Below are 12385 nucleotides of genomic sequence, written 5' to 3' on the forward strand. Positions count from 1 at the left end.
GTGCTCAGGCGTACCGGCTTCGGCGGTCCCGACATCGGCGACCATCCTGCGCGACACCGTGAGCGCGGCCACGTACTCCTCGTCGCCGACGCCCTCGTGGACCACGCGGCGCAGTCACCCCCGCTCCACCGGCGGCGCCCCGATCACCGGGACGGCCGCCGCGAGGAGCCCCGCGCCCGGGAAGTGCAGTCGGTCCAAGGCCGCGCCCCGCGGCCACTGGGCGGCCCGGTGGAAGCACAGGTCGCTGGGGGTCGGGGAGTCCCGCAGGTCGGCGACGTGCGCACCGGTCGGGAGAGCGGTCGCCGCCGCGCGCAGCGGGTCGGCGGAGCCGGCCCACTCGGCGACCGGGACCGGCCGGGTCCAGGCTTCCCCCGTGTTCGGGAACATCCAGTGCGTGGCCCCGGACAGCGCCCGGGCGAAGTCCGTGGTCGCGGCGGCCCGGCGCGCCAACCGGACCAAGGTGAGCAGGAACACCGGCAACGACTCGGCGAGCAGGGTGAGTTCGGGGTAGGTGCGCAGCTTCCCGGGATCGGTGGGGACGGAGACGACGGCGCCCCACTCGCCGCTCTCCGGGTCGATCCGGACCTGCACGAGGGCCGAGCTGCGGGCGTGGTCCACGCGCGCGAGCGGGCGGTACGAGCCGTCGCCGCCCATCATCCGGTGCGTCTCGGGGTCGACGGCATGCACCCCGTCGGCCTCGGCGCCGGGCAGCAGCCGCAGCGGTGCCAGGCCTGACATCCGTACGCCGCCGACGGCGCGCAGCACCGTACGGACCTCCTCCGGCACCGGTACCTCCCAGGCGTCCATCACCGTGTCCGGGCAGCCCGCGTCGAGCTGGACCAGTCGCGGGAACTCGGCTGCCAGCGCGCGGAGTTCGACGACCGCACGACTCGGCGCGTCGGCGGGCACCCGGTGGCGCCGGACCGGCCGACCCAGGAAGTCTCCGCTCACCACGCTGCGGAGCAGCAGGGCCCGGCCGTCGCCGACCAACCGGAACTGGACCTCGCTGCTCCCGGTGTCGCCGGTGTTGAAGGAGGTGGAGAAGTACGGTTCCCAGCCGATCCCGCAGGGGTGGGCCGGCAGGTCGCGCAGGTCGGCCACGTCGGTGAGCGGATCGCCCCGGCCGACGAGAGCAGCGAGTTCGGCGTCGGAGCCCTCGGCGACCAGGGTGGTGGGCCGGGCGGGCACGAAGTGCCGGGGCACGGGCCGGTCTTCGGGGTCCGCGCCCGCCGCCAGCTCGGCGGCGAAGCCGGTCAGCCAGCCGGTGAAGCCGGGTGCCTCGACGGTGATCTCCTGCTCGCCCCAGGTGTGTACGGCGACGACCGGACCCCAGTCGGCGCGAGCGTCACCCTCCGCGCCACCGTCGACCCCCGCCCCGGTCTCCGTCCCGGCCCCAACCGTCGGCACGCCGACGATCAACGCCCCCTCGCCGCTGTGGATCTCACCGAGGGTCCAGCACCCGTCGGGGAAGCGGGGCGTGCCGTGCGGGCCGAACTCCAGGCGCATGTAGTCCACTTCGAGCCCACCGACCTCCCGCAGCACCACGCGCACGGCCTCGGGCACCCGCACGGGCCAGGCATCGAAGTCGCGATCCCGGAAGCCTGCGAGGAGTTCGACCTCGCCGGGCCGCTCCGCGGCCAGCGCGCGCAGTGCGGCGAGCGCGGCGGGACCGTCCGCCCGTGTCGCCGGGGCCCCCTCGGTCGCGGTCGCCGCCGCCACCGCGTCGTTCGTGTCCTGGCCGTCGTCCGGCATGGCCCCGCCTCGGGTCGTGTGATCGTCTTCGCGCCCGAGCCTACCCAGCGCACCCGCTGGGAGCGGCCGCGGGCGAGCCCGGTCCGCCGGTCGCCGGGACCCGGGCGCGACACACCATGAAGTCCGGCCGGTCCAGTTCGGCCGCCACCTCACGGGCCAGCCGGACCAGATCCTCGCCGCCCGGTCCGGACAGCGTCCAGACAACGGCCCCCGCCGTCCCCGCGGCCGGTGCCGGGACGGCGGCGAACCGTTCCCGGAGGTCCGCCTCGGCGGTCGTCGCACGGGGCAGGTGCAGGGGTTCGTAGCGCACCGGGGCCGTGTCCACCGCGCTCGCGGTCACGCTCCCCCCGCCGATCAGCAGCTCGGTGTAGCCGCGCCCGCCGCTCTCGCCGGGGCCGCGCCCGTGCGCGTTGCCCGAGTAGCCGGCGCGCAGGCCGCGCGCGGGCGCCAGGCGGTGGTGGACGTGCCCCAGGGCCCAGTAGTCGTAGCCCGCGGCCGCCAGCGTCCGCACGCCGGTCGGGGCGCAGGTCCTGCCGCTCCACGCGCCGTGCAGGCTGGTGTGCAGCAGCCCTATGTTGACCAGTCCGCGGATCCGGGGCGGAAAGCCGGCCGCGAGGTCACGGAGGTCGTCGGCCCGCACGATCGACTGTCCGTGGACGGCCGTCCCGAGGTGGTCCCAGTGGACGGTCTGCGGTGCGTGGGCGTCCAACCAGTGGACGGAGGGCGGCAGGTGGAGCTTCTGCGGCAGGGGCGACTCGGCGTCGTGGTTGCCGGCGACGACGACGGTCACGAGGCCCTCGTCGTGGAAGCGGCCCAGTGCGTCCTGGAAGGCCGTCAGCGCGGTGGCATCGGCGTGGTGCCGGTCGAAGACGTCCCCGGCGACGAGGACGCCGTCGTAGCGCCCGTCGACGACCCGGCGCACGAGCGCCTCCAGGGCGTCGTACGGGGCCTGCTCGGCGTCGATCCCGGGGGCGCCGGGGTAGTGGTCGAGCCCGCGCAGGGGCGAACCGACGTGCAGGTCGGCGAGGTGCGCCAGCCGTATTCGCTCGGGGTCGGCGGGGTCGGAGCGGCTGTCGTACCGCTGCGCGCGTGCGGCGTCCGGGGCGGAGCGTGACGGCCGGGCGGGGAACGGCACGGACGGCGGTGTCATGGTGTCCAGCATGCCGAGGCGGGCGCCCCGACGGGAACCCCGTGGCCGGATCCGGGGCCTCGGGAACGCGGTCGGGACGGGCGCGACGGGCCGTGCGGCCACGGGCGGGGCGGTGCGGTGCACGAGGCGGGGACCGGGACGCGCCCGCCGCCCGGGGCCGCGGGCGTGCGGCCGGCGATCGGCACGAAATCACCGGGCACGGTGGCGGCCCAGGACGAGGTCCGTCTTGAAGGCGTTGCGCTTCAACAGCCAGCCTTCGGCGCGCAGTTTCCCCATCAGGTCGGCGCGCAGCCGCACGGCCTCGGCGAAGGTGTCGGCCTTGGCGGTGATCTCGGCGAACCAGGACTCCCGGCCGTCCGCGTCGCACAGCGGGGTGATCTGCAACTCCACGGCGTGGCCGAGGACCTCACCGGGGTAGTTGGTCTGCCGGACGGGCCCGTGGATCAGGGGGCTGGCCGCGACGGCCTCCGCCCAGCCGGCCGGCTTGGCGGGCCAGTTCCTCATCTTGCCGGGCAGCCGGTCCAGCGCGATGGCCCGGCACTCGGCCGGGTCCGGAAGCGCTCCCGGAAGGAGGTCCGGCGCGGGCTCGCGCTTCTTGTTGGAGAAGTCGAGCGTGGCGCGCGAGTAGCTGAGGTTGACCTGTGGGTCGTAGTTGGTGGCACGGCAGTCGAAGCGGTGCGCGTTGGCCCGGTCGAGGGCCTCTTCGACCGCGGCGGGATCGGTCCCGTCCCCGACGATGTCGAACCGGGTCTTGTAGGTCAGCCGCAGCCGGTCCTCGGCGTCGTCGTGCCGGAACCGGATGATCCAGCCCTCGCCGGCGAAGCTCAGCTCCGCGTCGTCCATGTACTGGGTGACCTCGAAGCCGCTCGACTGCCCGAGCCCGAGCGCCGCGGCGGCCCGGTCGAGCGGGGTCCCGTCGGCGCGCAGGATCCGGTGCGGGTCGACCAGCAGCTTGACCTGATAGGTGGGCGCGGCATTGGCCGCACCGCCCTGCCCGCCCGCCACCTCCCCGGCCGACGCCCCGGTCGGGGACACCTCGCCCTCCGGCACCCGGCCCGGGCGCGGCGCGGCGGTCGGTGCCTCCGCGGTGCCGGCGGCGCCGCGTCCGACACCGGCCCGCCCGGGCGCGCCGGGCGCCGCGGCAGCGCCGTGCGCTCCGCCGCCGACCGTGGCCGACACGGCCGCACTCCACGTGGCTGCCCCCACCACTGGCCCCTCACCCTCCCCCGACACCAACACCGACATCCCCGAGCATCCGTCGCACATCAACCCATCACGCACCACACGCCATCAGTCCTGGCGAACGACACGGAACCGGTCAGGTGAACGGCGCGTGAACTCGGGCCGGGACCAAGGTCCTGACCTGCGGGGTCGTCCGACCTTACGGGGTACGGGAGGTCGCCGCACACTCCGTCGCCATCTCGTGACGCGAGGGCGCCCCACCCGTACGCCCGCCCGCGCCCCGCGGCCGCCCGGCGGGCCGGCCCCGCCCGCCCCACCCGGGCCGGGGCCGGCAACCGCCGCCCGCCTCCGGCCCGCCGGGGTCAACCCGCAGGTGAGGGGATGAATCCGGAGTCGTGGAAGTAACCGATGCACGCGTCGAGGAACGCGGCGTCGACCGGCGGGCAGACCAGCCCGCTGCCCTGGAGATCGGCCTCGATCCGCTCCCGGCCCAGCGCCGGGAAGTGATCGGTCGTGCAGAGTTCCTCCAGCGTCAGGTCGCTCCCGGCCGCCAGCGTGGTGAACCGGGGGGCGAAGGGCGCGAAGGAGTGGCCGGGCCGCTCGGCCAGATGCGCCTGCATCGCCTCGGTCCAGCGGTGGTACCCGACGGTCTCGATCCGGTGCCCGTGCACCCGCAACCGCCGCACGAGGTCGTCGAGCAGCGCCTGGTGCGGGTTCACGTGGTGGTACGTCTGCCCCTGTGCCTCCCGGTGCACGGCGAGGTGGACGATGGAGGCGGCCACGTGGTCCACGGGGACGAAGTTCAGGGCCACCGGCAGGTCGGGGGCGAGGCCCAACTCCGTAATGATCTTGAACAGTTCACAGAGGGCGGCTCCGCTGTCCCAGGTGCGGCTGACGGTGTCGCCGGTGATCTCGTGCGGCCGGTGCACGGCCACCGGCAGCCCGGCCCGGCCGGCCTTGCGCAGCAGCTCCTCCGCGATCCACTTGCTCTCGGTGTACCCCATCGAGAGGAGTTCGACGTGGTCCAGCGGGGTGTCCTCGCCGACCTCGCGCACCCCGGCCGCGCCGAACCCGTGCACCACCCCGATGGTGGAGACGTAGTGCAGCGGTACGCCCCGGCGCGCCGCGAGCGCGATCAACTCCCCGGTGCCGTCGACGTTGGCCGGGCGCAACTGCTCGTAGGGGTAGAGGAAGTTGACGTCGGCGCCGCAGTGGTGGATCACGTCCGCGTGGGCGGCCTGGTGGTCGAACTCGGCGTCCGTCAGCCCGAGGCGGGGCCGGCCCAGATCGCCGAGCAGCGGGTGGATCCGGTCGAGGGGCAGGGGCCGGGTGATGCCGTGGCGGCGCTGCGCCCGGGCGATCCTGCGGTGGGCGTGCGCGAGGTCCCGGGCGCGGACCAGCAGGTGCAGCTCGGCGTCGGTGCGGTCGAGGAGCTCGCGCAGCAGGTGGGCGCCGAGGAAGCCGCTGGCCCCGGTGAGCAGCACGTGGCGGGGCACCCGCCAGTCGGGCCGGTCGTGCGCGGTGATGGGTACGGGCGTCACGCGCGGCACCCGCCGCTCCAGGTCCGCGAGCCAGCGTCCCGCGACGGGCGCGCCGCGCGGGGTCGGCCGGTCGTGGACGGTGGCTTCGACCGCCGCGATGAAGGCCTTGAGGGTGGGCTGGTTGAGAAGATCGCCGACCAGCCGGTAGCTGTGCGCGCCGCCGATGGACAGGACGGCCTGGACGGTGTTGACGAGCTGGGCGGCGATCAAGGAGTTCCCGCCGCGGACGAAGAAGTCGTCGTCGGGGGCGTGCGGGACGCCCTGCGGGAGCGTCTGTTCCCAGATCCGGGAGACCAGGGCGGCGATGGACTCGCGGTCGGCCCCCGCGGTCGCCGCTCCGTCCGCCCCCTCGGGGAGCGGGCCGGGCGAGGACGCCGAGGGCAGGACGTCCGCGGCGGCGGACCCCGGGCCGACCGGACCGGCGGTCGGGGCCAGGGCGAGCAGCGCCGCCCGGTCCACCTTGCCGTTCGCGGCCAGCGGCAGCCGGTCGAGCACCGTGATCGTCGCCGGGACCATGAAAGCGGGCAGCCGCTCGGCGAGGTGGGCGCGCAGCTCCCGTACGCCGGGGTGCGGGCCGGGGCGGGCGGCGGCCGCGAAGAGGGCGAGGTGGCGGGTGGGGCCGTCCTCGCGTGCCAGCACCACGGAGTCGGTGATCCCGGGGTGGGTCGCGACCGCGTCACGGATCTCGTCGGGTTCGATCCGGAACCCGCGCACCTTGACCTGGTCGTCGCGGCGGCCGCGGAACTCCAGCGTGCCGTCCTGCGCCCGGCGTACGAAGTCCCCCGTGCGGTAGAAGTCGGCGGCCCCCGCCGCCGCGTCCCGGGCCACGAAGCGGCGGGCGCTCTCGGACGGGTTGTTCAGGTAGCCCGCGGCGACGGCCGGGCCGCCGATCCACAGCTCGCCCTCCTCCCCGGGCCCGGCCGGGGCGCCGTCCTCCCGGAGCACCCGGCAGACGGTGTCGGCGATCGGACGGCCGATGGGGATGCCGGTGGCCCCCTCGGGGACGGCCTCCACCTGGTGGGCGAGCGCCACGCACGCGGTCTCGGTGGGGCCGTAGGCGTTGACCAGCCGCTCCGGCCGCCCGTGCTCCAGCACGCGGCGGGCCGCGTCCGGGCGCAGGGCCTCGCCGCCGGTCAGGACGTAGCGCAGGCCCGCGAAGGTCTCGGGGCGCTCGTGCGCGATGTGGTGGAAGACGCTGGTGGTGGCGAAGAGGACGGTGACGGCCTGCTCGCGGAGGAAGGTGGCGAGCGCGTACGGGGCGAGCAGCAGGGTGGAGTCGGCGGGGACCAGGCAGGCCCCGTTCAGCAGGGCGGGCCACATCTCCAGTACGGAGGCGTCGAAGGAGAGCGTGGCCGCGTGCAGCACGCGGTCGGTGGGGAGGACCTCGTAGAAGCCGTTGTCCACGGAGAGCCGGACCAGCCCGCGCTGTGGCACGGCCACGGCCTTGGGGCGCCCGGTGGTGCCGGACGTGAACATGACGTAGGCGGGCACGTCGGCCGTCACCGCGGGCCCGGCCCCGCCGTCGGATGCCTCGATCCCGCCCTCGCCCTCCCCGAGGCGGGCCCGTCCAGCGGCCAGGATCTGTTCGTGGTCCCAGGTGGGGGCGATGTCGGGGTCGACCGAGACCGCGCCGGGCAGCCGGACGACGGCGAGGGCCGAGGCGTCCTCCAGCATGCCGGTCACCCGGGCCGCGGGCAGGGTCGGATCCAGCGGCAGGTAGCTGGCCCCGGCGCACACCACGCCCAGCAGTGCGACGCAGGCCTGGGGGCCGCGCGGGCCGGCGACCGCGACCACCGCGCCGGAGGTGACGCCCAGGGCGCGCAGCCCGGACGCGAACTCCCGCACACGGGTGGCCAGTTCGGCATAGGTGTAGCGCGTACCGCCCGGCTCGTCCACGGCGAGGCGCTCCGCGTGCAGCCGGGCGCGCTCGAAGAACAGCTCCGCCACCGGCCGCGCGTGGACGCTTCCGTCCGCCGGCTCCGCCAGGTCCGCCGGGCCCACCAGGTCTGCCGGGCCCGCCCGACCCGCCGGGTCCACCGCTGTTTCGGTCATCGCCGATCCCCCTCCTCGTCAGGGACGGAAACGTATCCTCCGCTCGGTTTCCCTGAAGCGGGCCAACGTTTTCCAGCCATCGAAGAGGGTCAACACGGCGCGAACCCACCGGATCAGCGGGACATCTAAGCCAAGTCCCGCGCGCGGGCGGCCTCGACGATCCCGGATTCGTAGGCGGCGATGACCGCCTGTGCGCGGTCGCGCACCCCGAGTTTGTTGAAGACGTTCGTGATGTGGTTCTTGACGGTGGAGCCGCTGATGTCCATCTCCCCCGCGATCTCGCCGTTGTCGAGCCCGGTCGCCATCAACCGCCACACCTCGGCCTCCCGGGGCGTGAGGTCGCCGACGACCGCGACCGGCGTCGCGGAGCGGGGCGGGGCCGCGGTGGTGACGTAGGCGGAGAGCAACCGCGTGAGCAGGCGCGGGGCGACCGCCGCCTCGCCCGTGTGGACGGTGCGGACCGCCGCCAGCAGTTCCTCGGGGGAGACGTCCTTGGGCAGGAAACCGGAGGCACCCGCGCGCAGCGCGGCCACCACGTACTCGTCCAGGTCGAAGGTGCTCAGCGCGAGGACCCGGCACCCGGGCAGTTCCGCGGCGATCCGTCCGGTGGCCCCGACCCCGTCGAGGACCGGCATCCGGATGTCCATCACGACGACGTCGGGGTGGTGGCGGTGGGCGAGGGCCACGGCCTCCTCGCCGTCACCCGCCTCGGCGACCACGACGATGTCCGGGTCGGGCCCCAGGATCAGGGCCAGGCCGCGCCGCACCAGCGGCTGGTCATCGGCGATCAGCACCCGGATCGGTCCCGGCGCCCCACCCTCGGCGATGCCCGCCGTCCCGTCCGCGGTTCCGCTCGTCGTCCCGCTCGTCGCCCCGCCCGCCGCCGCGCTCATCGCCGCGCCCCTTCTCGTACGTCCTGTGATACCGATCTCGGCACGGGCTCCCGCACGGGCTCCCGCACGGATTCGCGTACGGACTCCCGCACGGACGTCCCCGCGCTCGGGTCGACCGGGAGGTCGGCCGCCACCCGGAACCCGCCCTCGTCGAGCGGACCGACGTCCAGCGTGCCGCCCTGCAGCGCCACGCGTTCGCGCATGCCGATCAGACCGTACCCGGAGCCGCGCCGCCCCGACCGGGCCGGTGGCGCCCCGCCCTCGGGGCCGGTCCCGCCCACCCCGTCGTCGCACACCTCGACGGTGATCCGGTCCGGGTGGTAGGCGATCCGTACGGACGCCCGCGCGTCCCCCGCGTGCTTGCGGGCGTTGGTCAGCCCCTCCTGGACGACCCGGAAGACGGTGAGGCCGACGGTCGGGGGCAGCGGGTACGGCTCCCCCAGGACGCTCAGTTCGGTCGGCAAGCCGGCTCCGCGGGACTCGGTGACGAGCCGGTCCAGGTCGTCGGCGCCGGGCTGGGGCGCCTCGGGCGCCATCAAGCCGTGCGGGCGCGGCGCCGCCGCGTCCGTGGGCGGGTCGTCGGCCCGCAGGACGTCGAGGAGCTGGCGCATCTCGCTCAGCGCGAGCCGGCCGGAGCCCTCCAGCGTCACCAGGGCCTCGCGCGCCGCCTCGGGGGCCTTCTCCAGATTGGCCCGTGCGCCGCCCGCCATCAGCTGCATGACGGTGATGTGGTGGGCCACGATGTCGTGCAGCTCCCGGGCGATGCGGCGGCGTTCCTCGGCGACGGCCCGGTCGGCCAGCAGCCGGCGGTTGACCTCCGCGTCCCGCTGCCAGCGGTTGACCAGCAACGCGGCCCCGACCACGATCACCGCCGAGGTCGCGTACCCCAGCGCGGCCATCCCGAACGACACCCCGCGCACCGATCCGAGCAGGGCCAGGGCGACGATTCCGAGGCTCACCCCGGCCGTGGCTGCCGGTCGCCCGGTCCGGGCGACCGCGTACAGGGCGATCACCAGGCTGGTGTTGATGCCCGGGGCGACCGGCAGGCCGATGCGCAGGGCCACCTCGAAGACCATGACCGCCGCGAAGACGGCCACCGGGAAGCGGCGGCGCACGAGCAGCGGGAGCGCGGAGGCCACGAGGAGGAAGACCTCGCCCGGCGCGCCAGGCCAGTGCCCGGCCTGCCGCGCCATGCCGTAGGCGATCAGGTCCGCCGCCACCGCGCCGATGGTGACGAGCGCGTCCTCACGCGTCCACAGCGGTGCTGCGGCGTCTCGGCCGCTCATCTGGTCCTCCCCCGGGCCGCCGACCACCCCTCCGACCCCGTGCCGGTGGCGCCGCGACCACGCCTGGACCCATTCTCGCACCGGGTCCGTGCAGCGACCACGGACCGCGGGGGGAGTCCCTGACCAGGACCAGGGTCCTGGGCCGCGGCCGGCGCCGGACCAGGCTCCCCGTCCGCTTCTCATCCCGCGCCCCGATGATCGCGGCCCCTCCTCCTGATGGTCTGGATACAGGCCGGGAACCACCCGGAACGCCCGCCCCGCACCGCCCCGCACCACCGGAGGACATTCGTGATCCGCGCCCTGACCGGCTTCTCCACCAGGAACCCATGGAAGGTGATCGCCCTCTGGGCCGTGCTGGGCATCGCCATGACCTTCCTCAACGGTGCCCTCGTCTTCCGCGTCACCGGAGCCCAGCCGGGCGACTTCCTGCCCGCCGGCTACGACTCGGCCGCCGCGCTGAAGGTCGCCGAGGAACGCTTCGGGGTGAAGCCCGACGCGAACACGGTGACCGTCCTGGTCGGCCGGTCCGACGGGGCCCCGCTGACCGGCGCCGACGAGCAGCACGTCAAGGCCGCGGCGGAGAAGCTCGGGCGCAAGCGGGTGGCCATGCCCCCGCAGAAGGACGCCGGCCCGAAATTCCTCCTGATCGACCATTCGCAGACCCCGCGGGTGGCCCCCGCCATGACCGCACCGGACCGGAGCTTCCAGCTGCTCTCGGTCCAGCTGACGGGCAACTCCATGGACCCCGGTCTACTGAACGTCTTCCGCGCGTTCCGGGCGGACGCCCGGGCCGAGTTCGCCGAGGCGGGCCTGCGCAGCGGGTTCACCGGCGGCATCGCGTCGGTCACCGACACCACCGATGCCGGGGAGACCAGGTCCAAGGTGGTGGGCGGCCTCACCATGGCGCTGATCGTGCTGCTCAACGTACTCGTCTTCCGCAGCGTGCTGGCCGCCTTCCTGCCCCTGCTCGCGATCACCTTCATCGGCGGCGCCGCCGGCGGCGCCGTCTCGGGCACCGCGATGCTCACCGGCATCAAGCTCGACGGGTCCACCCCCAGCCTGATCGGGGTGGTGCTGCTGGGCATCGGCATCGACTACTTCCTCTTCCTCCTCTTCCGCTACCGCGAACAGCTGCGCGCCCAGCCCGAGCGCAACGCCCGCGCCGTGGCCGCCGAGGTCTCCGGCCGGGTGGGTACGGCGATCACCTCGGCGGCGCTCACCATCGTGGCCGCCTTCGCCACCCTCGGGATCGCCTCCTTCGGGCAGTTCCGGGTGCTCGGTCCGGCCATCGCGGTGTCGGTGCTGGTGATGCTGCTCGGCAGCCTGACGCTGATGCCGGCCATGCTGGCGATGGCGGGGCGCAAGATGTTCTGGCCCTCGCGGGCCCTGAAGCGGGCCCCGCGCCCGGGTACGGCGGGGCGGCTCGGCGAACTGGTGGCGCGGCGGCCGGTGGTCATGGCCCTCGCCTCCGTGGCCCTGCTGGGCGTGCTGGCCACCGGGCTGGCCGGGATCGCGATGGACTACGGCCAGGGCGGCAGCGGCGAGAAGACGGCGGCCACCGAGACCGCCGCCGAGATCGGCCGCGCCCTCCCGGCGGACGCCTGGGAACCGACGACCGTGTACGTCACCGCCCGCGACGGCGGCGCCGCCCTCACCACCGGGCGCCTCGACGGGCTCTCCCGGGACCTCGCCGCCGTCAAGGGCGTCGGCCGGGTCGGGCCGACGACCCTGAACGGGGACCACCGGGCCGCCCGCATCGACCTGTTCCTGACCGTCGATCCGCAGACGCAGCCGGCCCGCGACCTGGTCGCCGGTCCGATCCGCGCCACGGTGCGGGCCCACTCCCCGGAGGGCACCCAGGCCCACGTGGGCGGCACCGCCGCGGTGTTCGTGGACATAGCCGACGCCGTCGACCAGGACCTGCGGATCGTGTTCCCGGTCGCGGCGGCCCTGATCGCCCTGATCCTGGTCGTCCTGCTGCGCAGCCTGCTCGCACCGCTGATCCTGATGATCTCCGTCGGGCTCGGTTTCGCGGCGACGCTCGGCGCCTCCGCCCTGGTCTTCCAGCACCTCCTGGACAAGCCCGGCGTCGCCTTCACCCTCCCGCTGGTGCTGTTCCTGTTCGTCGTCGCCCTCGGCACCGACTACAACATCCTGATCAGCGACCGGATCCGGGAGGAGATGAAACGTCCCGGTCCGGCCCGGGCGGCGGTGGCCCGCGCCGTTCGCAGCACCGCGCCCGCCATCACCACGGCGGGCCTGGTCCTGGCCGGATCCTTCGGCAGCCTGGCGGTCGCGCCCGACCCCGGCTCGCGGCAGGTGGGCTTCGCCACCGCGGTCGGCATCCTGCTCTCCGCCTCCGTCCTGTCGCTGGTCCTGGTGCCCGCGCTGGCCGCGCTCCTCGGCCGCGGCACCTGGTGGCCCGTCCGACCGGGGCGCACCAAGCACCGTACGCGGTCCCCCCAGGCCACCCGGGCCGCCCAGAACCCGCAGCCCGCACCCGAGCCGCACCACGTACCGTTCCCCTGA

Annotated in this window: 7 protein-coding genes; 1 reads left to right on the forward strand and 6 read right to left on the reverse strand. The window is 75.0% G+C overall.

Annotated elements, in window-relative coordinates:
• Positions 1–114 precede the first annotated feature (114 nt).
• From ACIQWR_RS07830 to ACIQWR_RS07855, 6 genes are all read right to left on the reverse strand, one after another.
• Positions 115–1752 (reverse strand): hypothetical protein, encoded by a 1638-nt coding sequence (locus tag ACIQWR_RS07830; RefSeq protein ID WP_404005857.1) that lies wholly within the window; start codon positions 1750–1752, stop codon positions 115–117.
• 40 nt (positions 1753–1792) lie between these two features.
• A complete protein-coding gene (locus ACIQWR_RS07835) occupies positions 1793–2902 on the reverse strand; it encodes an exonuclease SbcCD subunit D (protein WP_404005859.1) in 1110 nt (369 codons plus the stop codon).
• Between the two features lie 189 nt (positions 2903–3091).
• Positions 3092–4081 (reverse strand): hypothetical protein, encoded by a 990-nt coding sequence (locus tag ACIQWR_RS07840; protein ID WP_404005860.1) that lies wholly within the window; start codon positions 4079–4081, stop codon positions 3092–3094.
• Between the two features lie 365 nt (positions 4082–4446).
• Positions 4447–7677, reverse strand: coding sequence for an amino acid adenylation domain-containing protein (locus ACIQWR_RS07845; protein WP_404005862.1), 3231 nt, complete (start codon positions 7675–7677; stop codon positions 4447–4449).
• A 125-nt stretch (positions 7678–7802) separates the two neighbouring features.
• Entirely contained in the window at positions 7803–8570 is a 768-nt protein-coding gene (locus ACIQWR_RS07850; RefSeq protein ID WP_404005864.1) for a response regulator, read from the reverse strand.
• Positions 8567–9856, reverse strand: a complete 1290-nt coding sequence (locus ACIQWR_RS07855; RefSeq protein ID WP_404005865.1) for a sensor histidine kinase — start codon at positions 9854–9856, stop codon at positions 8567–8569. Before ACIQWR_RS07855 ends, ACIQWR_RS07850 begins: the two co-directional genes overlap by 4 nt.
• Positions 9857–10144: 288 nt before the next feature.
• Between ACIQWR_RS07855 and ACIQWR_RS07860 the strand changes: the two genes are divergently transcribed.
• Entirely contained in the window at positions 10145–12385 is a 2241-nt protein-coding gene (locus ACIQWR_RS07860) for an MMPL family transporter (RefSeq protein WP_404005866.1), read from the forward strand.

The sequence above is a fragment of the Streptomyces sp. NPDC098789 genome, from assembly GCF_044759975.1.
Taxonomy (GTDB): Bacteria; Actinomycetota; Actinomycetes; order Streptomycetales; family Streptomycetaceae; genus Streptomyces.